This window comes from bacterium (genome assembly GCA_035307765.1).
Taxonomy (GTDB): Bacteria; Sysuimicrobiota; Sysuimicrobiia; order Sysuimicrobiales; family Segetimicrobiaceae; genus Segetimicrobium.
The window spans coordinates 21,048-45,723 of the sequence record DATGHU010000011.1 but is presented as its reverse complement, the minus strand read 5'-3'; the positions used below and the strand labels follow the sequence as shown (position 1 = coordinate 45,723).

The following is a 24,676-nucleotide window of genomic DNA, read 5'->3' as shown; positions in this document are numbered from 1 at the left end:
CGATCACGTCGATGCCTGATCGCGACGCGAAGGGGAGCCTGATCCTTCCGCGCCAGATGAGCGTGGGCCGTGCATTCCGGATGCCGCTGGACATCTCGGAGCGGCGAATCCTGCTCATGGGCATCGATTTGGTGGCGGTGAACACCGCGTTGATCCTGGCCCTGGGGTTTCGGCCGCACCCTGGGGTGGACCCGATGCTGGTGGCTCGCCACCCTTATTGGTTCATCATTCTCAGCGGGCTTTGGCTGATCACCGGCCATGCCTTTGATGTGTATGAACCCCGTGTCGCCGGGCGGTTTGCGGCCAGCGTCCCCGAAGTGATCAAGGCGGCGGTCCTGGCCGTCCTGCTCTATTTGGTGATTCCGTATATCACCCCACCACTCCCTACGTCCCGGTGGACGCTCGCCAGCTTTCCGTGCTTCCTGATCGCCGGCGTGCTCCTCGGGCGCGGGATCTACAGTTGGGCTCTTCCCATGCCATCGCACGAGCGCCGGACCCTTATCATCGGAGCGGGATGGGCGGGGCGGGCGATCGCCGAGGCGCTGATGACCGTCGACCGCGTCGGATATCACCTCGTGGGGTTTGTCGATGATGATCCGAAGAATGCGGGAACCCTCATCCCCGTGGCCAGAGACCTCCCCGCCGACGGCGGCGATGGACCGGCCGACGTGCCCGTGCTCGGGAGCAGCCAAGGGATCGCCGATCTGATCGCCGTTCACCGCGTGTCCACCCTGATCCTGGCGATTCCGGGGGAGGTCGACGCCGACCTTTTCCACAGCCTGATGGGCTGCGCGGAGGGGGGGGTGGAGATGGTCCCGATGTCGGTGATCTACGAACAACTGACCGGCCGGGTCCCCGTGGAGCGCGTGGGAGAGAAATGGTATGCCTCCATCCCAGTGTACCCGAAGGTCAGCAGCACCCTGTGGCAGCTGGCCAAGCGGATCATGGACATCGCCCTGGCCACCCTGGGATTGGCGTGCCTCCTTCCGCTGTTACCGTTGATTGCCCTGACGATCGCGCTCGACTCGCCGGGGCCGATCTTCTACATTCAAGAACGGATCGGCAAGGGCGGAGAGGTGTTCCGCGCCTACAAGTTCCGGTCGATGTTCAGTGATGCCGAGAAAGACGGCGCGGTCTGGGCGCGGGAACACGATCCGCGGGTTACTCGGGTCGGCCGGGTGCTGAGAGCGGCGCACATCGATGAGTTTCCCCAGTTTCTCAACGTCCTGAGAGGAGAAATGAGTATCGTCGGCCCCCGACCCGAGCGGCCGGAATTTGTCGAGGAGCTGGTCGCCAAGTTCCCCGTGTATCGCCTCCGGCATATCGCGAAGCCGGGCATGGGAGGGTGGGGGCTGGTCCGGCAGGGCTATGCCAGCTCCCACGAGGACGCGTTGCTGCGCCTTCAATACGATCTCTATTACATCAAGCACCAGTCGCTGGGGCTCGACCTGCTGATCATCCTGAAGACGATCATGCATGCCTTCGCGCTCAAGGGCCGGTAGGTTTTCCGTCGGCTCGCCGGGGCCGTGAGGTCGATCGTGGGGGCGGGCCCGGAGCTCTTGTGACGACGGCAGCGGGGTATCGCGTTCTCGTGGTCCAGCCGACTGGCGACAAGATGGGCCACTACGGGCTGGTGGCCACGAAGCTCTGTCAGGCGCTGGCGAAGCGCGGCCACACGGTGACCCTCTGCACGAACCTGATCCGCCCGGAGTCGTATTTGAACGAGCCGCCGGCATTTTCCACGGAACTCGTGGGCGGGGGGCGGCTGGCGTTCGAGGCGTTCGATCGGGCGATGAACCACTGCCGGCCCTACTACTACTGGGGGTATTATCGGAACAGTTATGCGGTCACGTCCGCGGCATTGAAGCTCTGCCGGCGCCGGACGTTCGACGTCGTGTATATGACGGACGTGGAATTCCTCGTCGCGGCGCTGCTGCTCTGGGCCCACCGGCACTTCGTGCCCCCTGTCGTGATGCAGGTCAACGCCGCAAATTTCTCGTTCCGCGATTATCCGGGATCGATATTCGCAAAGAGCTACAAGGTGATCCAGCGCGAGATCTTCCGAACCACCCTGGGGACTGAGATCGCGGCGTGCGCCGTGCTCGGCGAGTGGCATCGCGAGCGATTGCGGACGCAACTGCGGATTCCCCCCGGGCTCCCGATCGCGGTGATCCCGGACGGCGGGGATCCTCCCGCCGCCGCGCTGAGTCACGCCGCGGCGCGCGCCGCGCTGGGGATCGACTACGGGGGGCCCGTGTTCCTGTTTTTCGGCATGCTCCGGCGGGACAAGGGGATCGAATATCTGGTGAGGGCCGCGGCGCTCTTGCGGGAAAAAGAGTTCCGACTCATGATTGTGGGACATCCTATGGAGTATGCGGCGGCCCAGATCGCGGAGATGGTGCGCGATGCGGGGGTGAGCGACCGGGTGATCCTGCGGTTGGGCTACGCCGCCGACCGCGACGTCTCGGCGTATTTCTTCGCCGCGGACGCCCTGGTGCTTCCGTATACTCGGGCCTACCGCGGGGGCAGCGGCCCGCTGATGAAGGGGGCCTGTGCGCATCAGCGGCCCGTGATTGCCAGCAACGTTTCGGAAATGGGCGGGTTGGTGGAGCGCCACGCCATCGGCTTCGTCTGCGTCCCGGAGGACCCATCGTCGCTCGCCGACGCCATGCGCGCATTCCTGGCGCTGCCCGACGGAGACCGGGTGGAGATGGGAACGAGAGCTTCCGCCCTGACGCGCGCGAACTCGTGGGAGGTGATGGCCGATCGCTTCACGGAGCTCTTCGAACGGACCACCCGGCCGTCCGCCCGATGATGATCCGAGGGCTGCGCGCCCCGACAAGAGTCTTGGATCTGGTCCGCCGGGCCCTGTTCGTCAACCTGCATTGGACGCAGATCGTCCTGAAGAATATGGTGTGGGCCACCCTGGCCGAGACGGTGGTCCGGGGGTTGAAGTTCCTATTGTTGCCGATTTTGGCGCGGGTGTTTGGGCCCGCGGAATTCGGACGGTTCGCCTTCGCCTATTCCTTCGCCGCGATGTTCGACGTCGTCTTCGATTCCGGCCTGGCGCTGACCACCACTCGGGAACTGGCCATCGCCAAGGCGAATGAACACCTGCTGCCCGATATCCTCCTGATGAAGCTCGCCTTGGGGGGACTTGGGATGGCGGGACTGGCGCTGGGCATGATCTTGATCACGCCGGACCCGACGACCCGGTGGATGATCCTGGTGCTTGGCGCCGCATTTTTCGTGCTGGAGATGGTCAACCTTTCGTTTTCGGTGTTTCGGGCCTGGCAGCGGATGGAGTACGAGTTCATGGTGCGGGTGGCCCAGGCGGTCTTCCTGGTTGTGGGCGTGGGCTGGATCGCCTGGCGGGCGCCGTCGGTCTTGAATGTGACGTACGCGTACCTCATCTCCGGCCTGCTCACCCTCGGGCTGGTCCTCGTCGCGATGCGGAGAGGTCCTTGGCGGATCAGCCTCCGCATCCGGCGAGACGTCTGGGCCCGCGTTCTGCGCGTGGCGCTCCCGCTGGCGCTGGCCAGCGGCGCCACCACCGTCTATATGAACGTCGATTCCGTGATGCTCGGGTATTTTGGCAAGATCGTCGACACGGGATGGTACAACGTCGCGATTCGGATCACCGGCATCCTGCTGGTGCCGACCGGGCTGCTCTCCTTGGTCATCTTTCCGGCCTTTGCCTCGACATCGACCAACGTCGACGCGACCTTTCGCCGGCGATGGGACACCTGGTCCGCCGGCATGGTGGCCGTCGGTGGATACATCGCCTGTGCCGTCGTGGCGACGGCGGACCCCGTGATCGGGGTGGTCTTCGGCCCGGCGTTCCATCCCGCCGGGACGGCGCTGAAGATCCTGGCCATCACGGTGGTGCTGATCTTCATCTACACCCCCAGTTTTCAGGCCATGATCGTGTTCGATCGGCAGCGCACGCTGTTCTGGTGCCTCTTGTCCGCGGCGGTCGTCAACGTGATCCTCAATGCCTTGCTCATTCCCCCGTTTGGCCTGTATGGGTCGGCCTGGGCCACCGTCGCCACGCACGTCGTGATCCTGGGGGAGCTCTTCGTCCTCGCCGGGCGATGCACGCCATTGCGGCCGGTGAATGGGGCGCTGGTGTGGGCCGTGATCAGCTCGGGAGCTGCGGGGGCGGCGGCATTGTGGGGGATGTGGGCCGTGGGGCATGCCGTCTGGCTCGCCGTCCCCGTAGGGGGGATCATCTTCGCCGGCGTGTGGGTCGGGCTGCGCAAATCCGCGGCCTCCGCGATGGTCGCCTCTTGGTAGGGGAGTCCGCGGAGGTGACGCATGGCCATTGACGTGCGAGGCATGAAGGTGCTCATCACCGGCGGGGCGGGATTCATCGGATCCCACACCGCACGCGCGCTGCTTCGCGCGGGGGCCGTCGTCGTCGTCGTCGACAACCTCTCAACCGGCAGTCGAGCCAACGTGCCTGCGGGGGTGAGGTGCCATGAGCTGAATATTGCCGACGAGCGCTTCGTCGAGATCCTCGACCGCGAGCGACCCGACCTCATCTATCACTTTGCCTTCTACGTCCTGGTCCCGAAGTCGGTCCAAGATCCGCTGTTGGACGTGGACGCCGTGGTCGGGTCGATTCGCCTGCTGCAGAAGGCCAAAGAGATTGGCGTCCAGAAGATCGTGTTCGCCTCTTCGGGGTTCCTCTACGGGAACACCGCGCCGTTGCCGGTGGCGGAGACTTCTCCCATCGACCCGGTCTCACCCTACGTCGTGGCAAAACAGGCGATCGAGGGGTATCTGCGATTCTACCACCGGACGTACGGGGTGCCCTACGTGGTGCTGCGGTATTCGGCGGTCTACGGGCCGGGGCAGCGCACCGGGGCCATGGCCGATTACATCCGGCGGCTCTCCTCCGGTGGGCAGGCGGAGATCTGGGGGGATGGGAGCAAGACTCGGGATTATGTGCACATCGACGACGTGGTCGACGCGAATCTGCTGGCCCTGGCCGTCCCCCACGACCATCCGGTTCCCGTCTACAATATCGGCACGGGCGTCGAGACGACCCTGAACGATCTGTACGGGCGCATTGCGGCGCTGCTGGGTGTGGCGGCCGCGCCGATCTATCATCCGGATCGCCCCGGCGAGCAACTGAGATACTGCCTCGATCACTCCAAGGCGGCGCGAGAGCTCGGGTGGACCCCACGGCGCTCGTTGGACGCCGGGCTTCGGGCCACCGTGGAAGCGAATCGGGTGCGATAGCCTTGTGCCGGGTGTCCGCGATCATCACCTCGTTCAACCGGGCGGACTACCTGCGCGGCGCCATCCAAAGCGTCCTGGCACAATCCTTTGAGGATTACGAGCTCCTGGTACTCGACAACTCCTCCGCGGACGAGACGCGGGCGGTCGTCGCGGATTTTGTCGATCCGCGAATTCGGCTCATCGTCCACCCCCGTCAGCCCGTCGCGGCCGCGCGGAATCTCGGGTTGCGGGAAGCCCGGGGGGAGTTCGTCGCGTTTCTCGACGACGATGACGAGTGGCTTCGCCCGAAACTCGAACGCCAACTCCGCGTGTTCGAGCGGGGCCCGGCCGCCCTCGGGCTGGTGTACGGCGGCTTTGTGCGCGTCACCTCGGAGGGGCGCGAGTCGGGGACGCACCGGCCGGTGCTGCGCGGGCGCGTGTTCGACGGGCTGTTGCGGCAGGGGGATGCGTTTACGGGCTCTGCCTCCAATCCGCTGATGCGGACGTCGGCCGTGCGCGAAGTGGGAGGGTTCAATGAGGACCTCGTCACCTCAGAGGACTGGGAGCTCTATCTCCGATTGGCCGAGCGGTTTGAGGTCGACTTCGTGCCCGAGATCGTCGTCCGGATCCGCACCCACCAGGGGGCTCGCCTCGGCGATCGGATCGACGAGGCCCGCCGGGTCGAGGAGCTGGTGTTGGCGCGATACGGACACCACATGGGCCGCGGCTTGAGAGGATTCTACCTAAGGAAGATCGGCGGAAAGTTGTGCCGCACGGGCGCCCTGCGGCAGGGGCGAGCCCGTATTCTCGAGGCCATCGGGCTGTCCCCGCTGCACCCCCTCGGCTACGTGCAATATGGGATTTCGCTGCTGGGGGAGCGGGCGTACGATCGCATTCACCGGCGGTGCCGGCACTGGTTCTCGAGCTAGGGTGGCGACATGCGAATCCTCTATCACATTCCGTACCCCGACGGGCTGGGCGCGGACCGGTGGATCTGTCAGGGGTGGCGGGCGGGATTCCTTGCCTGCGGGGACCAGTTCTTTCTGCTGAGGGCGGGAGAACGCCTGGCGGAAAAGGCGAATGAGGTCAAGCCCGATCTGTTCTTTACCGCCGTGAACCTCCTGGATATCGACCGAGAGCGTGAAACACTCAGGGGCATGCGGCGGCGGGGGACGAAGGTGCTGCTGTGGGTGCACTGGCCTCTTGAGGCTCGGGTCGACCCCCGAAGGGGAGAGATCCTCAGAGCAGAGGACGTTGCCGATATTTACTTTGGCGAGCGAGAACCCGAGCAGATGGCAGCCTTCGAGCGGGAGACCGGGAAGAGGTACCATGTGATCCCGAACGCGGCCGACCCCGAGGAACATTTCCCGGTGGCCCCGGTGGGGCGTTATCGGTATGACGTCGTGTACCTCGGCGCCAATCTTACGAAGAAGCGTTGGTTCGCGGAGCACGTGCTGGCCCCTTTGCGGAGAGCCTATCGGGTTGGAGTGTTCGGGCCCGGGTGGGGGATGCGGGACCAAATCCTCAGGGCGAGCAGCAGGGCCTGCAGGGCCGCGGGGGCGTTTCCCCTGGCCCGGGCGATCGACCGGCAGCGGCTCGCGATCCCCCCGCAGGAGGAGCGGCTGCTGTACTCTTCGGCCAAGATCTGTTTGAATTTTCATGAGCGCGAACCCGATGGATCGCAGCCGCACTATATCGTGAACCAGCGAACGTTCAAGATCCCGGCGTGCGGCGGGTTCGAGATCTGCGACGAGGTGCCAGCGATCCGGAAATATTTCGGCACGGACGAGGTCGTGATGGTCCCGCTCGACGCGGCGGAATGGATGCGGACGATCGCCTACTTCCTGGACCGGGAGGAGGAACGAAAGCAGACGCAGGTGCGGGGAACGGCGCGCGCGTTGCGTGACCATCTGGCCACGAACCGTGTCCAACAGGTGCGCCGTTTGTTGAGCGCCCTCTGAAGCGGGAGCGGATCGACGTGCACACGCGCGACGAGCCGAGTCGGCCGGGGGGAGGCGCGTCGGCTCAACCGCCCGACCGGAAGCCCCGAGTGTCCGTGGTGGTTCCCGTGCGCAATGAGGTGAGATACATCGAGGCCTGCTTGGGGCGGTTGCTCGACCAGGATTATCCGCGCGACCGCATCGAGATTCTCGTGGTTGACGGCATGAGCCAGGACGGCACGAGGGAGACGGTGGAACGGGTCCGGGCCGCCACTGTGCGGGGGGCGGGGGGTGAGGCTCCCGTCATTCGGCTGATCGACAACCCCACGCGGCAGAGGGCGTCGGCGTTGAACGCCGGGATCCGCGCATCCGCCGGTGATGTCGTGGTCCGGGTGGACGCCAGATCCGTGATCCCGCGGACGTATGTGGGGCAGTGTGTGCGGACCCTGCTGGAGACGGGGGCGGACAACGTGGGAGGGGTCCAACGGCCGCTTGCCGACGCCCCGATGCAAGAAGCTATTGGGATCGCGATGGCGCATCCGTTCGGGATCGGGAACGCCCAGTTCCGGCTCGGCAGGAAGAGCGGGTACGTGGACACGGTGTACCTCGGCAGCTTCCGCCGCGAGGTCTTTGACCGGGTCGGGCTTTTCGATGATGTCGCCCCGGTTCTCAGCGAGGATTCAGATATCAATCAACGGATACGCGAACGCGGAGGCAAAATCTACCTGAACATCGATATCTGCGTCCACTATTATCCGCGGGAGACGCTGGGCGATCTGTGCAGGCTGTATTTCCGATACGGAGGAGCGCGCGCGGGCAACTTGATCAAGCACGGGAAGCTCACCTCGTGGCGGCAGGCGGTTCCCCCGGCATTCCTGGCGGCGGTCGTCACCCTGGGGAGTGTCGCGCTCGTGCACCGGACATTTCTGCCGGGTTTTGGCGTGCTGCTGGCCGGCTACGGCGCCTGCGATCTTGCCGTCTCCGGGTACCTGGCGGGGAATCGCCGCCGGTGGCACCTCTGGCCCCGCCTCGCGGCCGTTTTTCCCTGCGTGCATATCTCGTGGGCGCTGGGTTTCTTCCGGAGGTTCTGCGAGCGGTCCCGCACGGGGCGCTTTTGGTCGGATTAGCGTGGCCCGGCGGGGGCTGTCCCCGTCGCGGCGGCGCGAGAAGGTAAAGTGGTCGTCCGTGGCAAACCTAGGACCCTAAATGGCGTGTCGGGGCGCGCGGTGAGCTTTCCTCGGGAGTACCTGAGCGAGGTCTCCCGGATTCTCCAGCAACTCGACACCGGCACCATCGATAACGCTGTAGAGCTCCTGGCGGAGGTGCGGGACCGCGGGGGCCGGCTGTTTGTGCTGGGCGTTGGCGGGAGTGCCGCGAACGCCTCGCATGCCGTCAACGACTTCCGGAAGCTCGCGGGTCTCGAAGCGTATTGCCCAACCGACAACGTCCCCGAGCTGACAGCTCGGGCGAACGATGACGGGTGGGCGTCTGTGTTCGAAGGCTGGCTTCGCGTCAGCCGCCTGCGGTCGGCCGATCTGGTGCTCGTCCTTTCGGTAGGCGGTGGAGACCTCGAACGGAACATCAGTGCGAATCTGGTCCATGCCTTGACGTATGCCAAGCAACAGGGGGCGAGGATTGTCGGCATCGTGGGTCGCCCTGAGGGGTTTACCGCACGGGTGGCGGATGTGTGCATCTTGGTCCCGTCGGTGAACGCGGACCGCGTGACGCCCCATGCGGAGGCCTTTCAATCGATCATCTGGCACCTGATGGTGTCGCACCCACGATTGAAAAGCGCCCCCACGAAGTGGGAATCGCAGCGATGAGCGCTCCGGCCTTGCGTGCCGGCGTCTTCCTGGACCGCGACGGCGTGCTCAACGAGGTGGTTGTCAGAGAGGGCAAGGCCCTGCCCCCGGCTAGTCTGGAGGAACTGCGGATCATGAGCGGGGCGGAGGCCGCGCTACACGAGTTGAAGGCGCATGGGTTCGCCCTCGTCGCCGTCACGAACCAGCCCGACGTGGCGCGGGGGGCCCAGCGGCGCGAGGTCGTCGAAGCGATCAATGCCGTATTACTCGGGGCGTTGCCGTTGGAAGGGATCTACGTTTGCTATCATGATGACGCGGACCGATGCACCTGCCGGAAGCCGCAGCCGGGGCTACTGATCGAGGCGGCCAGGGAACGTTGCATCGATCTTTCCCGCAGCGTGATGATCGGGGATCGATGGAGGGACATCGAGGCCGGCCGGCGGGCCGGATGTCTGACGATCCACCTGGCGGGGAATCATGCGGAAGAGAGCCCGACCGTTTCTCCCGATTATCGTACGCGATCGCTTCTGGATGCGGCAACGTGGATCATGAGCCAGTGCGCCCCCAGAGGAGGACGTACATGACGCCGGTATCGGAGCTGCGCGTGAAGATCTACGCGGATGGCGCCGATCTCCAGGGCATGATGGAGATGTCCCGCCACCCGTGGATCAAAGGGTTCACCACGAACCCGACGCTGATGCGGAAGGCGGGGGTCACCGACTACCGAACGTTCGCGATGAACGCCCTCAAGGCGATTCCGGATCGCCCGATCTCGTTTGAGGTATTCTCGGACGAGTTTGAGGAGATGGCCTATCAGGCGCGGGAGATCGCCACGTGGGGCGGTCACGTCTACGTCAAGATTCCGGTGAGCAATACGCGGCGGGAGTCATCGATCGATCTGATCCATGCCCTGACCGTTGCCGGGATCAAGGTGAACGTCACCGCCGTGCTGGCGCTTGATCAGGTGCGTGACGTCGTGGCGGCGCTGGTCGGTGGGAGCCCTGCCTACGTATCCGTGTTCGCCGGGCGCGTGGCGGACACGGGGCGGGACCCCGTGCCGTTGATGGCGGCCGCCGTTGAGCTGCTGGCGTGCGCCCCGAACGCCGAGCTCATCTGGGCGAGCCCGCGGGAACTCTTGAACATTTTTCAAGCGGATGCGATCGGATGCCACATCATCACGGTGACCAATGACATCCTGAAGAAACTTGATCTCGTCGGCAGGGACTTGCACGAGTACTCGCTGGACACCGTGATGATGTTTAGGAGTGACGCCGTGAGGGCCGGTTACACCCTTCCCGCGCGTGCGGGGTCGAAGGCCTAACGGCATGCGCGCCCGCGTCGCTGGGGTCGTGGGAGGGGGCCGCTAGCCATGGCCCTCTGCCTTGTGACGGGCGGCGCGGGGTTCATCGGCTCGCACACGGTCGACCTGCTGCTGGAGAAGGGATACGAGGTCCGCATTCTCGATAGCCTTCAACCTCGGGTTCATCCGCAGGGGAAGCCGAGTTTCGTCTCCACCGACGCGGAGTTCGTCCACGGCGACGTGTCGCGGCGAGAGGACATGACCCGGGCACTGCAGGGCGTGTCGTACGTGTTCCATCTCGCCGCGTACCAGGATTACATGCCGGACTTCTCGCGATTCATCCATACGAATGCCGAGAGCAGCGCGTTGCTGCTGGAGCTGACGATTGGCGACCGAAAGCGCTTCCCCGTTCGGAAGGTGATCTTTGCGTCCTCGCAGGCGGTGTCCGGCGAGGGGATATACGTCTGCCCGGCCTGTGCGGGCAACGGGCGGATGCCCACCATTCAAGAGCAGCTGGCCTCGGGCTGTTCCCCCATCCGGTCCCTGCCGGCGTCGGCGATTCATACTCCCGGCCCCCGGCCGGTCGATCAGCTCAAGCGGGGGGAGTGGGAGATTCGCTGTCTGACGTGCGGGGGGAACATGAAGCCCCTGCTCATTCAGGAGAGCACGATCAATCCGGGCACGACGTACGGCATCTCCAAGTACGCCATCGAACTCCTGGCCGACCGGTTGGGCCGGCGCTACGGGATCCCCACCGTGTGCATGCGATACACCTACGTCCAGGGGTCGCGGAACTCGTTCTACAATGCGTACTCGGGGGTGGCCCGACGGTTTGCGCTGCGCATCATGCACGAGCTCCCGCCGATTGTGTACGAGGATGGGCGGCAGCTGCGTGATTACGTCAACGTTCGCGACGTGGCTCGCGCCAACGTCTTGGCGATGGAGGACGAGCGGGCCGATTATCAGGTGCTGAATGTCGGCGGGGGCCGCGCGGTGACCGTTCTGGAAATCGCCAACATGATGCTGAGGGCTCTTGGGTCTGATCTCAAGCCATTGATCCCCGGCGAGTTCCGGCTGGGGGATACCCGACACACGGTCTCGGATATCTCGAAGCTGCGAGCGCTGGGCTGGCATCCCGTCGTTCCGGTGGAGCAAAATGTGGCCGAGTTCGTCGACTGGATTCGAGGACAGTCCGGGACGCAGAAGTACCTGGAGGAAGCCGAGCGCACGATGCGCGAGCGCGGCGTGCTCCAGCGGATCGACCGATAGCCGGTTCCCCTCTCCGGCGGCACACCCCGCGTTGCCGGCAGGCTTTTGGGGCTGGGGTAAGTCACCGGACACCTTCCCCTGCTTCTGGTCCCGCCGAGCTTCGGGCGTGAGTTCGCCACCGGGGACCAGTTACGTGATTCGGAAGCCATGAATCCTAGCCGCTCTACCGGAGCCCAACCGGCGTTGCAGGGGAATGCCGCGATCATTACGGGCGGCGGCCGGGGGATCGGGGAGGCCGTTGCCCTCGCGTTCGCGCGCGAAGGCGCGCGCGTGGTCTTAGCCGCCCGCACGGCGACGGAGCTGGAAAGGGTGGCGGTCAAGGTCCGGGAGATCGGCGGCGAGGTGCGGATTGTCCCGGCCGACGTTGCGCGGCCCGAAGACGTGGATCGGGTCACCCGCGCCGCACTGGATGCGTATGGCCGTATTGATGCCCTCGTCAACGCGGCCGGCATCCTCGGCCCGGTCGGCAGGGTTTGGGAAGTGGATGAAGGGGATTGGGCTCAGGCGCTTCAGGTGAATCTTTACGGCACGTTCTTGTGCTGCCGGGCGGTGCTGCCGCACATGGTCGCTCGCCGAGCGGGCAAGATCGTCAATTTTTCTGGGCGTGGCGCCACTTCACCCTTCCCGCGGTTTTCGGCCTACGCGGTATCGAAGGTCGCGGTGGTCCGCCTGACGGAGACGCTGGCAGAGGAAGTCCGGGACCACAACATTCAGGTCAATGCCATTGCGCCCGGGATGGTGGATACGCGCATGCAGGACCACGTGTTGGCGGCCGGGGAGCGCGCCGGGACCGAGCTCCGCCGCATACGCAAGCTCCGTGATGCGGGCGAGGGCGGCGTGCCCGCAGACCTTGCCGCGCAGCTTACCGTCTTTCTCGCTTCGCATAAATCGGATGGACTCACCGGCAAGCTGATCGCCGCGCCTTACGACGGCTGGCAGTCGTGGGACGCGGCACGGATCTTAGAATTGATGGCCGCTCCGTGGTTGACCATAAGACGCCTCGACGATTTTACGCTGCGCCCCCTCCTCGGTCAGTTCGCCGATCACCGCGAATCACCGCCCGACGCCGGGGATTTGCGCTGAGGCCGAGATCGGTGTCCGGCGATCGATCCCCGGAAATGCGCATCGCCCTCATTGGGTGCGGGAAGATCGGCCGGCGCCGGGCGGAGGCCCTCCGGGAGTCAAAGGGAGGGGTCCTGGTCCTCGCCGTTGATCGAGATCTCGCGCGCGCGGAGTCCGTGGCGACGGATTGGCGGTGTCAGGCCAGCGTGGATTGGGGTGAGGCGATCCGGCGGGACGACATCGGCGCGGTGATCGTGTCGACCACGCACGATGCCTTGGCGGGAGCGACTCGGGCCGCGGCGGAGCACGGGAAGCACGTCTTGGTCGAAAAGCCGATGGCCCGGACGCCCGCGGAAGCGGCGCTGGTGTGTCGCGCTCTGCGCGACGCGCAGGGGAACCGCCGGTTGGCTGGCGACCGCCGACCGTTGGTGGTCAAGGTCGGCTTCAACCACCGATTCCATCCAGCCATCAGCAAGGCCCACACCCTCTTGGAAGCCGGGAGCATCGGGGAACCCTATTTTGTCCGCTGCCGGTACGGGCACGGCGGTCGCCGCGGCTATGCGGACGAATGGCGATTCAATGTCGAGATCGCCGGCGGCGGTGAGTTGCTGGACCAGGGGATTCATGCCATCGATTTGTTCCGCTGGTTCCTGGGCGATTTCGTTGAAGGGGTTGGGTTCACCCACTCCTACTTCTGGCGAGCGAGCGTCGGGGCCGCGCCGCGGGGCGCCGATGTCGAGGACAACGCGTTCGGCCTCTTCCGCACCACCTCGGGGCGGGTGGCCACACTCCACGCCAGCTGGACGCAGTGGAAGAACCTCTTCGCGTTCGAGGTGTTCGGGCGGGATGGGTATCTGATCGTGGAAGGTTTGGGCCGGAGTTACGGGGCGGAGCGGCTGACGTGGGGCCGGCGGCATCCAGACTGGGGGTCCCCGGATGAGGAACATTTCGATTTTTCCGACCCGGAGAGCTGTTGGCGGGCAGAGTGGGAAGAGTTCCTCGCGGCCATTCGCGAGGGGCGGGAGCCGTCGGGGAATGCGAGCGACGCGTGGCAGGCGATAAGGATGGCCTACGCGGTCTACGAGTCCAGCAGGAATGGCGGTGTCGTGCGGCTCCCGCAATAGCGGAAGCCGCAGGCGCGGACTCACGTGATGCCTTCCCGGAACCCCAACGATCTGCCGACCAGGGCCATGATTCTCGCCGCTGGGTTGGGGACGCGCCTCAGGCCTCTGACCGACACCACCCCCAAGTGCATGATGCCGATCGGCGGGCGGCCCCTTTTGGAATACACGCTGAGGTGGATGCGGCAGTTCGGCGTGACCGAGATCGTTATCAACCTCCACCATTTACCGAGAATGGTCACCAACTATTTTGGGGACGGGACGGCGTGGGGCGTCCGGATTCGATACTCGGTCGAGGAGCAGCCGTTGGGCACCGCCGGTGGGGTGAGGCGGATGCGTCGGTTTTTCGACGCCCCGTTCTTCGTCTGGTACGGCGACAACCTGAGCACATGCCTCCTGGACCGCCTGTGGGCCTGCCACCGAACGAAGGGAGGGATCGGGACGATCGCACTGTTCCACCGGCGCGACGCCGTCCACAGCGGCATCGTGGGGCTTGACCGCGACCATCGCGTGAAGCGCTTCTTAGAGAAGCCGAAGCCGCGAGAGGTGTTCACGCACTGGGTCAACGCCGGGATTCTTGTCCTCGAGCCCGAGATCGTCGAGATGATCCCATCGAGACGCAGCGTGGACTTCGGGCGCGACGTGTTCCCGGAGCTCATCGCGCGAAACGCGCGACTGTACGGGTACCGTATGTCGAAGCGCGAAAAGCTCTACTGGATCGATCGACCAGAGGATCTTCGACGACTGGAGACCCGCTGGGCGCGACTCGGCGATGAATTCTCGTTGGCGGGAAACCCGGGTAAGCCATGAGCAGCAACGGCCCGCCGCTCGTGTCCATTGTGATCCCCGCCTACAACGCATCTGCGTACGTGGGCCGGGCGATCAAGACTGCGCTGTCGCAAACCCATCAGCGCATCGAGATCATCGTCGTGGACGATGGGTCGAGGGATAATACCGGCGAAGTCGTGCGGTCATTTCGAGATTCCAGGATCACCTACATCGCCCAAGAGAATCGGGGGCAAGGCGCGGCGCGGAATCGCGGGATACGAATCAGCAGCGGGAAGTACGTTACGTTTCTGGACGCCGACGATTGCTATTTCCCGCGGAAGGTGGAGCGGGAGGTGGAACTCCTGGAGACACACCCGGATTACCAGGTCGTCTTCTGTGACGCGCTCCACTACTACCCCAATCGACCCGACCGGCTGCGGGGGCGCAGGTACTACGGCGACCCGCGCAGCGTGTTTGCGGAACTGCTGCGTTCGTCCTTTATCAACCCGAACACCATCATGGCCGTTGGCGACATCCTGCGGGGAGAGTTCCTGTTTCGCGAGGAGCGCTACTATCCAGAGGAATGGGACCTGTGCCTGCGGCTGGCGCGGGCGGGGGTCCGGTTTGCCCATCTGGACGAGGCCTTGGTCGTCGTCGAAATTCGGCGGGGCAGCAATACCCGGATGGACATTCAGTGGATCCTGAAGCGGCACACCCTCGAGATGTTTGAGCGCTTGTTCGCGCAAATGGACGAGGCGGAGAGAGGGGCATGCGCGGCCGCCGGGATTCTGCGGCGATGCAAGCTCAGGTTGGCCGCGGCCTATCTCGCCAGCGAGGATCCCGCTCAGGTCGATGGCCTCCTGGCCGATTTGTTCCCGCCACTGGTGGCGCGCGCGGTTCGCACCGGCCTTAGGATGATTCCCGCGCGCATGATTCGGGTCTCCGCGCGGGCGGTGTGGACGTTGCGCCAACGCTTCCGCCTTCCCCCGTGGAGGGACGCGGCGGTCGGGCGGGCGTGGGGTGAGTTGATGCGGGACTGCTTGTGAGGTCCCGGGGTGGGGGAGCGCGCCTCTTCCCGCTACGAAAGCGCGATTGCCGACACGATCCAGAACTGGTAGTCGAAGATCGGGGAGCCCAGGAGAATCGCTGCTACCCAGAGGCCCCCTAAGGCCGCCGCGGCGGCGAGCCCGTAGGAGGTCGTTTCATCAGCCTCCGCTGCTAGGTGTTCCTTAATCCTCCTTGCCACGAGAAACATTAGATAAGCGACACTGAGGACGGCGCCGATGCCTCCGTACACCGGCACGTCGAGGATGCTGTTTGCTCCTTGGTGGTTCCGGTTGATCCACGGGAAATAGATGAAGAACTTCTCTCCGTAGTTGACTCCGAAGCCCAAGGAGTTGGTGGAGAGGAGCTGCGCATAATAGGCTGCGGCCTGGACATGAGGGTTCTCGATCAGCCGCCGGCCGATCGCATCACGGAACCGCACCAGCCTACCAAAGGCCCCACGGTCGACCGCGGAGCGGCGTCCCGATGCCTGAGGCGGCGGCCCCCCGGAGGCGGATATACGAGCCCAGTTCGATAGGGCCTCGGTCTGCTGCGCGGCGGATGTCTCCAGGGACATCCTAATGAGGTAGGAGTGCGCCAGTGAGGGAGGGCCCAGCAGCACGCTCGCCGTAGCAGCGACCGCACAGACGCCCGCGGCGGCGGCTGCGACCCTGAGCTTGGGGAGCTTGAGGCTCGAAGCAGTGAGGGCTCCGCCGACGATGACAGACGCGAACGCTCCTACGAGATATGCTCTCGATTCAGTCCACACGATGAGCGTGAGCATGCCGATGGCCACGATTGAAAAGCCGGCCGCAGCCCGGGGGTGTTTCATCGCCACGGCGTGCATCGCAAGCGTACCGGCAAGCGCCAGGGCAATGATAAATGCCAAGTCGGCGGTGTTTGGGTTCACCGTGAGCCCTTGGAAGCGGCCGTCCCCCCCCCACATGCTTAGTGCCACAGCCGGGACCAGCATCGCCGGGAAAAGCGCGATGGGCGACAACAAGGCCAGCCCGGTTCGCCGTCTGAACCCTCGATCGATCAGGGCGAAACGACCGACAGCCAGGAACAGGGCCATGCAGACGGCCAGCCGGATGAGGAGGATCGCTCCTTCGCGGGTCATAGCCAGGTGGTAGCGCAAATAGCCGGCGAGGGTGGCGCCAAGCACGGAGACTAGGAGAGCCAGGATGGGGAGGACGGGCATCATGCTCCCACCCGACAGTTGCGGCGTTCGCTTCTCTTTAAGAGAAACGAGCATCCACGCGCAGAGACCCAAGATGAAGACGATATCGCTCGGCTTTATCGGGATCCACCGCCCGAGCGGCTGCCAGTAGATGACCAGCCCCGTTCCCAGGATGAATAAACTCTTGCTTGCCTGCTTCAAGGACGACATGGTGGGGGGCGGCGACCCCTATGATTGTGCAATCAATCTCGTGCCTTCGAAATCAAATCTGAACCGAATTTCGGTTAACCCGGCATCCCGCATCGCGCGACGGAGCGGTACCTTATCCTCCGAATAGAACATGAGGAACCCTCCTCCACCGGCCCCGACGAGCTTCCCTCCCAACGCGCCACTGCCCCTGGCGAGGTCATACCACTCGTTGATCTGGGTGTTACTAATGCCCTGAGAGCGCTGTCGCTTGTGCTCCCAATGGGTGTTCATCAGTTCCGCAAACCGAACCAGGTCCCCGCTCTCCAACGCCTCCTTGCTCTTCATGGCGATCTCTTTGACGGCGTGCAACTCGTTCAACATCGCGCCATCACTTGACTTGGTCTTCTCATCCTGGTCATGGAGAATTTCTGGCGCCGACCTAGAATAACCGGTGAAGAATAAGAGCAGGTTGTCTTCAAGATTATGCAGGACATCGGTTGGGATCTTGAGCGGCCAGGCTTCGACACCGCCGTCAGGCTTGAAGTGGAGGCAAGTTAGGCCTCCGTACGCAGCAATGTACTGATCCTGTTTGCCCACCGGCTTCCCCAAAACGTCAATTTCGATGTGGCACGCTTGCTCAGCGAGTTCCTGCGGGTGGATCAGATTCTTCCTATGGGCATGGAGCGCTTTGAGCAAGGCGGTGGTGAAGCTGCCAGAAGACCCCAATCCAGTCCCCGCCGGAATGTCGGCCATGCTCGTGATTTCGAGATGGGGGGGCCCATCTACCGTCAACTTCAGGGCCTCTCGAACGATCTCGTGCTGGACCTCGTCCACAGATTTGACTCGTTCCATTCTCGAGTACTTCACAATGAGTTCTTGGGCGAATGTCTGATGCAGCGTGATGTAGACGTACTTGTCGATGGCGGCGCCCAAGACGAATCCTCCATGTCGGCGATAGTATGACGGCAGGTCTGTGCCGCCTCCGCCTAGGGAGACCCGTAGTGGACTGCGCGTGATAATCAAGCGGTTGGCCCTCTCGATCTCTGGCGCGAACGGGCGCAACGATACATCAGCAGTTCGGATCTCGAAGAGAACTGGGGTCGACAATCACGCCTCTGCTTATGCGTCATGGTGGTAGGAACTTCCTCTAAATTCCTCATGCGTGCAGGCCACCGTTCCTTCAACCTGCACAGGGCTTGCTCGGCCGGCGGCCGAAGTATCTTCTTGGCGTTGAGTTTGGTTCGCTTCTGTTCGGGAGTCAATGGTCGGGGGAGCAATCAGAACGGTTTCTTGGGTAGCGGTGCTTTCGAGCGCAGGGAACAGTTGAGGGCCGGAGCTTGCGAGAGAGTGCAACCCTAAACGATAATACTGGGATGGGCCAATCCGCGCCTGCACAGCAGAGGGGTGGTCATCGGCAACGGTATCTCTGGCTGGCCCTCGGATTGTACTTGGTGCTGGTCAGTGCCGTGCTGACCGTGTCGCATTTTCTGCCCTACGGGTCGGACAACAATGAGAGTTTCTCCGCCTATATGCACGCCCGGAATTTGCTTCATTTCGGTTTTGGTGGAGCGTTAGGGCTCACGGACGAAGCGTATTCCCTTGATCCAGCCGCGCATCCTTATGTGTATACACACGAGGGCAACTTTCCACGCCTTCCGGTTTTGCTCCTGATGCGCTTGGGGCTGACGCGCGTTGAGTGGCAGATTGCGCTGCTGGCACTCTTGGTGGGTTCGGCTGGTATCTACATGTGTTTTACATTTTTCTCGCGCATTGCGGGAAATCTTTTTGCCTTCCTGGTCTGCGCTGTTCTTGCCACCGACTACTTGTCATTTATGCAGTGGGAGGTGAATTCGTTTCGAGTGTGGCATGGATTTTTCTTCTTCGCCTGCCTGCTCTGTGTTCTAGCCCTGGGTGGCCGGCACGCTCGTCGGGCGGGGGGCTTGTTCTTTCTCACCTGCGTGGCATTGTTCTATTTCGAGATCAATTTCGCAATCTTTACGGTCGCGACCTGCGTATGCTATGGGTTGCTCATTTACTGGAAGCAGCCAGGTCTCATTTTTCGCGCCGCGGTAATTGCCGGGGCGGGGGCGATTGTTGCGTTAGGGGGATTGATCGGGCAGAATGTCGCATTTCTCGGGTTGGCGACAACCTGGAGCGATTTCCAGCGCACGATCTTGAATCGAAATTTCTACATCCAATCCGGCGGGGAAAGCGGGGCCATTCATACGCTGCAGTTCTTCCTGCAGCACCACATTGTCTACTGGCGTGATAACCCCGATACTCGCGGATATCTCAGCATCAAGTTGTTTCTCCACACCCTCGGTAAATTCGGGGTGCTTGTCAATACGCCATATCTCGTTTGGCTGATGTGGGTCGTGACCGTCACATGGCTGGTCCGCACTGGCGTTCGCATAAAGGGAGCTATTTCCACATCAAAGGCCCCGGGCGATGAGCGCGTCTGGCACCGCCTCGGCCTCGTGATTTTCGTCCTTTTCGCCACCGCCGGATATGGGTTGTATTACCGGCACCTCTACGGCGCTGATTTCGCCCCGATCTGGCTGGGGACGATCCAGCGCTATTTTCCCCTTGTTGTGTTGCTTGCGGGATTGGCCGGTGCTTATCTCCTGGGATTGATTGTGGTCTGGTGGGCTGACCAACCGCTCTTTCGGCCTCACGATGATGGCAACCTCATGGGGGGTTTCAGATATCTAGTGGCCGTTGGGGCGGGGTATGTGTGTTTGTACGTGCTTTCGCCCGGGTACCTTTCTCAGGGATACTTAGTCCGTTACGTACCGCTGGCCGTTTTCATTGTGGATGTGTGGACAGCCCTCTGTCTCTACATGCTGATTGCAATCGCCCAGGCGAGTCACCGTACGGTGGGTGCGCAGCCTCGAACAGCTTCTCCCCCCTGGCGCCGACCCGGGGAGCATCTGAGACGTGTCGTTGTGCCGCATATCGCGCGGGGGGTTTCGCTCGTCGTGCTCTTGTTGGCGGTTGTCTACTGGGCGAGGATACAAACCGTCTACGTCACGGCGATATCGCCTACCGACTATCAGTTCATGCGTCAGTTGGCACAACCGCCATACCGAGGGACGACGTTCATCAGCGACGTGTACGCCGCGCCCATTGCCTACTTTACGGGGGCATGGGCCTATGCGGACGACCTCGTCTCCGAAGAGAAATACGAAAAGGGAGCGGGGGGGATCACTCAGTTGATATCCGGGGACAAATTATGGGAAGCTGACCGAGCTACCAACACCAATTACCTGCACCCTCAATACTATATTTGCATACGCACGCCGACATTGTATATGGCTGGAGCCTTCGTGTCCCTGCGGCCGGGGGCACGTCTCTCGCAATGCTCAAGTGAGCCTCTAGTGCGTAGTGCGCGCGAAGGCACAGGCCCGTTCCACAACACCGTCGTCGCCGAAGATGGGGGTCCGTGGGATATGTGGGCAATTGTCAAGCTGGACCCGGCCATTCGGTTGGCGTTTGCCGGACCAGCTTTCAAAGTAATTGAAGGCCAGCGGCGGACGGTAAAGCTAAGCAAGAACTACTGAACGCCAATCCCCTCCAAAAACGCAGAGGCCAACCCTAAGCCAGCGCCACCGCGGCGCTCGTGGCGACCCACCCCCTATGAGCCACCTGCGAGGGGCTGACTCTTTTCGGAGGAATTGTGTTATTTGAATCGAACTCCCACATGATGCCCCATTTGGCGCCCCCTCTACGTTGGTCTGAGAACGGGTTTGCCGTGACGGGGGGGTACGCTGCTTGAACCCCGGATATCTCCGGTGAAACTGGGCACATGCGGTGACGGGGGGCCTTTGTGATTGGAACACCCCACCAACGGCTAGACACTCAATGACCATTACTCGAAAGGACGCTCAGGAAGTCCCCGGTATCCTTGTGCGCACCTTGCTGCGGCAGATGATGCGCATCCGGTGCGTCGAAGAAACGCTCGCCGAACTCTATGCCGAGCAAGAGATGCGCACTCCCACGCACTTTTCGATCGGCCAAGAGGCTGTGGCTGTCGGGGTTTGCGCCGCACTTCAGCGAGAAGATGTCATCTATAGCGGCCATCGGTGTCACGCGCATTACTTGGCGAAGGGCGGTAGCCTGATCGGCATGGTGGGGGAACTCTACGGGAAGGAGATCGGGGCAGCGAGGGGGAGGGGTGGATCCGTGCACCTCACGCAGCCTGACGTTGGAATCATTGCCTCTTCTGCCATTCTTGGGCAAACAATCGCGGTGGCCGTTGGGTCGGCATTCGCATTCCAGATGGACAACACGCCTAGGGTGGCGGTATGCTTCTTTGGCGACGGCGCCGTTGAGGAAGGCATTTTTCACGAAAGCTTGAACTTCGCGGCGGTTCGCAGGGTTCCAGTGATATTTGTTTGTGAGAACAATCTGTACTCAACCCATACTCCATTGGCGGTCCGGCACCCGACGGACCGGGCGATCTACGAGCGGGTGCGGTCCTATGGGATTCCGTCGGCTCATGTGGACGGGAACGACGCCGTTGCGGTTTATCATGAAACTCAGCAGGCGGTGGAGCGAGGTCGCGAGGGCGGCGGGCCGTCCTTTCTGGAATGCGCGACGTATCGCTGGCGAGAGCACGTGGGACCACTGTGGGATTTCGATCGAGGATACCGCTCGAAAGCAGAAGTTGAGGAGTGGATGGAGCGGTGTCCGATTAAGCGACTTTCAGAATATTGCTTGGGACACTCCGTCTGTGCCGGAGACGAGTTGCAATCCTGGCGCCGAGAGTTTCAGCAAGAAATCGCTGACGCCGTGACCGTAGCGAAGCGCAGTCCGTTTCCTTCCCCCGATAGCCTACTCGAGGGGACGTACTGATCAATGAGGTGGGATTGGGAGACGGACACAGAGCACCCCAATTTCGGTCCCGACGTTCGACCCAGCTTGTTACGATGCCTGTGATTTAACGGGGGTATTTGTGCAGCGATTGAAGTACTGGCAGGCGATTAGCCAAGCCCTCGTTCAGAGTATGGAGAGGGACCCGAATATTTTCGTCGCGGGCATCGGTGTGGACGATTTCAAGGGAATATTCGGGACCACGCGGGGGGCGTACGAGCGATTTGGACCGGCTCGAGTGATCGATATCCCGAACTGCGAGAACGCATTTGCGGGGATTGCGATTGGGGCGGCAGCGATGGGTAAACGGCCCGTGGTTGTCCATCCGAGAAACGATTTCATGTTCCTGGCTCTGGACCAGATCCTAAACCTAGCGGCGAAATGGAAGTACATGTACGCCTCTGAGCACGGGGTCCCGGTGGTTTTTCGAGGTATTGTTGGTCGGGGCTGGGGGCAGGGGGCCACGCACTCGCAGAGCCTTCAGGCGCTCTTTGCCCATTTTCCCGGGCTCTACGTGGCAACTCCGGCATCTCCCGCCGATGCCAAAGGACTGCTCTGTGCTGCTCTCCGGGGTGATACGCCGGTTGTATTGTTGGAGAACCGGGCACTATACGAGTTGGAGGGCGAGGTCCCAGAAGATCCGGTGTCGGTGCCGTTTGGCACTGCGCGGGTGATTCGAGAGGGTACGGATGTGACAATCGTCGGGGCGTCGCTGATGGCCTTTGAGGCCACTCGCGCAGCCGATGTCCTTGCCGAATATGATGTCAGCGCGGAGGTGATCGATCCGCGGAGCATCCGACCGCTCGATAGGGACGCGATCCTTTGCTCGCTGAGGAAGACTGGCCGACTCGTGGTCGCGGATACGAGTTGGGCCATGTGTGGCTTCTCTAGTGAGATAGCGGCGCTCGCGGCGGAGGAAGCACACGCGGATTTGAAAGCTCCCGTTCGACGAGTGACTCTTCCTGACTGTCCTGCGCCAGTCTCCAGGCCACTTGAACAGGCGTTCCATCCCACGCCCATGACGATCATGCGGGCTTGCCTGGACACTATGGGGCGACACGAATCAGCCGGCAAGGTGCTGGCTGACGTTCAGGCCAGATTCCCCGGCCCATACTGAGGTTGTGATGACCACGTCCCGACCGTCGCTTTCTATATTCGTCCCCGCACACAACGAGGCCAGGAATCTCGAAGGCGCCATTCACGATATCGTCGCTGCAACTCAGCCTGGGCTGACCGATTATGAGATCCTTTTGGTCGACGATGGTAGCACCGATGGAACAGCGGAAGTGGCGGAGGGGCTTGCGCGTGACAACCCGCGGATCCGGGTTATTCACAACCGAAGCAAGGAGGGCATCGCCCGGGGATATCGGACGGCATTGGGGCTAGCGACAAAGGAGTATTTCGGCTTCCTCCCCGGTGACCGCGAGGTGCACGCGGATTCAATTCGGGCGATCTTTGATGCCGTGGGATCGTCTGACCTCATCATTCCCTACCACGCGAATCGCGAAGCGCGCGCGTGGCATCGTCGAGTGATGACTTGGGTGTGCACTACCCTCCTGAATACGTTGTTTGGGCATCATCTTCACTACTATCAGGGCCCGACGGTGTATCCTACTCAGCTGGCAATGGCGCTTCCCAGCCGCAGCACGGGCTTCTTCTTTTTGACCGAGATGTTGGTGCACGCGCTGGATGGTGGGCGAAGTTTTATTGAAGTGGGCCTGATTCATCAGGAGCGAGCGTTTGGAAAGTCCAAAGCCATCACTTTCCGCAACATCCGGATGGCGCTTGCGGTAATTTTGGGGACATGGTGGAGGCTCCGCGTCGGGAGAGTTTGGCGAGGAAGACTGGGATCGGTGAAAACGGCCTCGCTTAAGGAAAAGGCAAAACCATGAAGACTGTGCTGGTCACCGGAGGGGCGGGGTACGTCGGGGCGATTCTCGTACCGAAATTGCTGGCTCGCGGGTATCGTGTCAAGATCGTCGATCTGTATCTGTTTGGAGATCGTGTATTGGCTTCCCATGAGACGAATCCGGCTCTTGAACAGATCAAGGGGGATATCCGTGACCAGGCGTTGCTCAAGCGGGCCCTTCCCGGGTGCGACGCCGTGATTCACTTGGCGTGTATCTCCAATGATCCGAGCTTCGAACTGAATCCCACCCTCAGTAAGTCGATCAACTACGATGCGTTCGACCCCCTCGTGACAATTTCCAAGCACAGTGGCGTGCGGCGCTTCGTCTACGCTTCGACGTCGAGCGTCTACGGCGTGAGCGATAGTCCGAATGTAACGGAGGAACACCCACTCGTCCCCTTAACCGACTACAATAAATATAAAGGGTTGTGCGAGCCAGTCCTGTTGAAGCAACAATCTCCAGAGTTCACGACCGTCATTATTAGGCCGGCTACGGTCTGTGGGTATTCGCCCAGACTACGGTTGGATCTCAGCGTCAACATATTGACGAACCTTGCCGTGAATAAGCGCAAGATCACGATCTTCGGTGGGTCGCAGAAGCGTCCGAATATTCATATCGAAGATGTCACTGATCTCTATGCGGACCTGCTCGAATTTCCCGTGAACCAAATCGCCGGGAAGATCTTCAATGCTTCGTATCAGAATAACTCCATCGCGGAGTTGGGCGAAATCGTTCGATCGATCGTGACAACCGAGATGCCCCATCTAAAGCCCATTGCTATGGAGACCACCCCCACGGATGACATACGTTCCTACCATGTGTCGTCCGATAAAATTCGAAGAGAATTGGGCTATGAGCCGAAACGGACAGTCGAAGATGCAGTCGCCGATCTATGCGCGGCGTTTCAAGCGGGGAGAATTCCAAACCCCCTTGAAGATGTCAGATATTATAATGTCAAAACGATCAAAGCATCACATCTTGTCTAACGGCAAA

At 62.5% G+C, this 24,676-nt stretch carries 22 protein-coding genes; 20 read left to right on the top strand and 2 right to left on the bottom strand.

Going from position 1 to position 24,676, the window contains the following annotated elements; translation table 11 throughout:
* Positions 1-11: 11 nt before the first annotated feature.
* From VKV57_03900 to VKV57_03830, 15 genes are all read left to right on the top strand, one after another.
* A complete protein-coding gene (locus tag VKV57_03900; GenBank protein HLW59051.1) occupies positions 12-1,502 on the top strand; it encodes a sugar transferase in 1,491 nt (496 codons plus the stop codon).
* Positions 1,503-1,561: 59 nt separating this feature from the next.
* Entirely contained in the window at positions 1,562-2,815 is a 1,254-nt protein-coding gene (locus VKV57_03895) for a glycosyltransferase family 4 protein (GenBank protein ID HLW59050.1), read from the top strand.
* Positions 2,812-4,296: a flippase gene (locus VKV57_03890; GenBank protein HLW59049.1), complete on the top strand. Its 1,485-nt coding sequence runs from the start codon at positions 2,812-2,814 to the stop codon at positions 4,294-4,296. Before VKV57_03895 ends, VKV57_03890 begins: the two co-directional genes overlap by 4 nt.
* 21 nt (positions 4,297-4,317) lie before the next feature.
* Positions 4,318-5,247 (top strand): NAD-dependent epimerase/dehydratase family protein, encoded by a 930-nt coding sequence (locus VKV57_03885; GenBank protein HLW59048.1) that lies wholly within the window; start codon positions 4,318-4,320, stop codon positions 5,245-5,247.
* 11 nt (positions 5,248-5,258) lie between these two features.
* Positions 5,259-6,155, top strand: a complete 897-nt coding sequence (locus VKV57_03880; GenBank protein ID HLW59047.1) for a glycosyltransferase family 2 protein — start codon at positions 5,259-5,261, stop codon at positions 6,153-6,155.
* A gap of 9 nt (positions 6,156-6,164) precedes the next feature.
* Positions 6,165-7,187 carry a glycosyltransferase gene (locus VKV57_03875; GenBank protein HLW59046.1) on the top strand — a complete coding sequence of 341 codons (1,023 nt, stop codon included), beginning with the start codon at positions 6,165-6,167 and terminating at the stop codon, positions 7,185-7,187.
* 17 nt (positions 7,188-7,204) lie between these two features.
* Positions 7,205-8,293, top strand: coding sequence for a glycosyltransferase family 2 protein (locus VKV57_03870; protein ID HLW59045.1), 1,089 nt, complete (start codon positions 7,205-7,207; stop codon positions 8,291-8,293).
* 99 nt (positions 8,294-8,392) lie between these two features.
* Complete coding sequence (locus tag VKV57_03865) at positions 8,393-8,989, top strand: SIS domain-containing protein (protein HLW59044.1); 597 nt, start codon at positions 8,393-8,395, stop codon at positions 8,987-8,989.
* The gene (locus VKV57_03860; protein ID HLW59043.1) at positions 8,986-9,552 is read left to right on the top strand and encodes an HAD family hydrolase; all 567 of its coding nucleotides are present in this window, start codon (positions 8,986-8,988) and stop codon (positions 9,550-9,552) included. Before VKV57_03865 ends, VKV57_03860 begins: the two co-directional genes overlap by 4 nt.
* Positions 9,549-10,289, top strand: a complete 741-nt coding sequence (locus VKV57_03855; protein ID HLW59042.1) for a transaldolase — start codon at positions 9,549-9,551, stop codon at positions 10,287-10,289. The genes VKV57_03860 and VKV57_03855 overlap by 4 nt, the downstream gene beginning before the upstream one ends.
* A gap of 48 nt (positions 10,290-10,337) precedes the next feature.
* A complete protein-coding gene (locus VKV57_03850) occupies positions 10,338-11,537 on the top strand; it encodes an NAD-dependent epimerase/dehydratase family protein (GenBank protein HLW59041.1) in 1,200 nt (399 codons plus the stop codon).
* 183 nt (positions 11,538-11,720) lie between these two features.
* Complete coding sequence (locus tag VKV57_03845) at positions 11,721-12,620, top strand: SDR family oxidoreductase (protein ID HLW59040.1); 900 nt, start codon at positions 11,721-11,723, stop codon at positions 12,618-12,620.
* Between the two features lie 11 nt (positions 12,621-12,631).
* On the top strand, positions 12,632-13,723 hold the full coding sequence (locus VKV57_03840) for a Gfo/Idh/MocA family oxidoreductase (GenBank protein HLW59039.1): 1,092 nt from the start codon (positions 12,632-12,634) through the stop codon (positions 13,721-13,723).
* A 27-nt stretch (positions 13,724-13,750) separates the two neighbouring features.
* Positions 13,751-14,530, top strand: coding sequence for a nucleotidyltransferase family protein (locus VKV57_03835; protein HLW59038.1), 780 nt, complete (start codon positions 13,751-13,753; stop codon positions 14,528-14,530).
* On the top strand, positions 14,527-15,534 hold the full coding sequence (locus tag VKV57_03830; protein ID HLW59037.1) for a glycosyltransferase: 1,008 nt from the start codon (positions 14,527-14,529) through the stop codon (positions 15,532-15,534). The genes VKV57_03835 and VKV57_03830 overlap by 4 nt, the downstream gene beginning before the upstream one ends.
* A 32-nt stretch (positions 15,535-15,566) precedes the next feature.
* Here VKV57_03830 and VKV57_03825 read toward each other — a convergent pair whose 3' ends face one another.
* Positions 15,567-16,922, bottom strand: a complete 1,356-nt coding sequence (locus VKV57_03825) for a hypothetical protein (GenBank protein ID HLW59036.1) — start codon at positions 16,920-16,922, stop codon at positions 15,567-15,569.
* An 18-nt stretch (positions 16,923-16,940) separates the two neighbouring features.
* Complete coding sequence (locus VKV57_03820) at positions 16,941-17,924, bottom strand: galactokinase (GenBank protein HLW59035.1); 984 nt, start codon at positions 17,922-17,924, stop codon at positions 16,941-16,943.
* Between the two features lie 428 nt (positions 17,925-18,352).
* Between VKV57_03820 and VKV57_03815 the strand changes: the two genes are divergently transcribed.
* The 5 genes from VKV57_03815 to VKV57_03795 all read left to right on the top strand — a co-directional run bounded on the left by VKV57_03815 (position 18,353) and on the right by VKV57_03795 (position 24,669).
* Positions 18,353-20,461, top strand: coding sequence for a hypothetical protein (locus tag VKV57_03815; protein ID HLW59034.1), 2,109 nt, complete (start codon positions 18,353-18,355; stop codon positions 20,459-20,461).
* Between the two features lie 301 nt (positions 20,462-20,762).
* Positions 20,763-21,755: a thiamine pyrophosphate-dependent dehydrogenase E1 component subunit alpha gene (locus tag VKV57_03810; protein HLW59033.1), complete on the top strand. Its 993-nt coding sequence runs from the start codon at positions 20,763-20,765 to the stop codon at positions 21,753-21,755.
* Between the two features lie 100 nt (positions 21,756-21,855).
* Positions 21,856-22,890, top strand: coding sequence for a transketolase C-terminal domain-containing protein (locus VKV57_03805; protein ID HLW59032.1), 1,035 nt, complete (start codon positions 21,856-21,858; stop codon positions 22,888-22,890).
* A gap of 7 nt (positions 22,891-22,897) precedes the next feature.
* The gene (locus tag VKV57_03800) at positions 22,898-23,665 is read left to right on the top strand and encodes a glycosyltransferase family 2 protein (protein ID HLW59031.1); all 768 of its coding nucleotides are present in this window, start codon (positions 22,898-22,900) and stop codon (positions 23,663-23,665) included.
* On the top strand, positions 23,662-24,669 hold the full coding sequence (locus VKV57_03795) for an NAD-dependent epimerase/dehydratase (protein HLW59030.1): 1,008 nt from the start codon (positions 23,662-23,664) through the stop codon (positions 24,667-24,669). The genes VKV57_03800 and VKV57_03795 overlap by 4 nt, the downstream gene beginning before the upstream one ends.
* Positions 24,670-24,676 lie beyond the last annotated feature (7 nt).

Bases quoted from the DNA above. Each gene is read 5' to 3' on its own strand.
- VKV57_03875 (HLW59046.1), top strand. From the start codon at position 6,165: ATGCGAATCCTCTATCACATTCCGTACCCCGACGGGCTGGGCGCGGAC.
- VKV57_03825 (HLW59036.1), bottom strand. From the start codon at position 16,922: ATGTCGTCCTTGAAGCAGGCAAGCAAGAGTTTATTCATCCTGGGAACG.
- VKV57_03885 (HLW59048.1), top strand. From the start codon at position 4,318: ATGGCCATTGACGTGCGAGGCATGAAGGTGCTCATCACCGGCGGGGCG.
- VKV57_03850 (HLW59041.1), top strand. From the start codon at position 10,338: ATGGCCCTCTGCCTTGTGACGGGCGGCGCGGGGTTCATCGGCTCGCAC.
- VKV57_03795 (HLW59030.1), top strand. From the start codon at position 23,662: ATGAAGACTGTGCTGGTCACCGGAGGGGCGGGGTACGTCGGGGCGATT.
- VKV57_03890 (HLW59049.1), top strand. From the start codon at position 2,812: ATGATGATCCGAGGGCTGCGCGCCCCGACAAGAGTCTTGGATCTGGTC.
- VKV57_03830 (HLW59037.1), top strand. From the start codon at position 14,527: ATGAGCAGCAACGGCCCGCCGCTCGTGTCCATTGTGATCCCCGCCTAC.
- VKV57_03810 (HLW59033.1), top strand. From the start codon at position 20,763: ATGACCATTACTCGAAAGGACGCTCAGGAAGTCCCCGGTATCCTTGTG.
- VKV57_03860 (HLW59043.1), top strand. From the start codon at position 8,986: ATGAGCGCTCCGGCCTTGCGTGCCGGCGTCTTCCTGGACCGCGACGGC.
- VKV57_03800 (HLW59031.1), top strand. From the start codon at position 22,898: ATGACCACGTCCCGACCGTCGCTTTCTATATTCGTCCCCGCACACAAC.
- VKV57_03855 (HLW59042.1), top strand. From the start codon at position 9,549: ATGACGCCGGTATCGGAGCTGCGCGTGAAGATCTACGCGGATGGCGCC.
- VKV57_03835 (HLW59038.1), top strand. From the start codon at position 13,751: ATGCCTTCCCGGAACCCCAACGATCTGCCGACCAGGGCCATGATTCTC.
- VKV57_03900 (HLW59051.1), top strand. From the start codon at position 12: ATGCCTGATCGCGACGCGAAGGGGAGCCTGATCCTTCCGCGCCAGATG.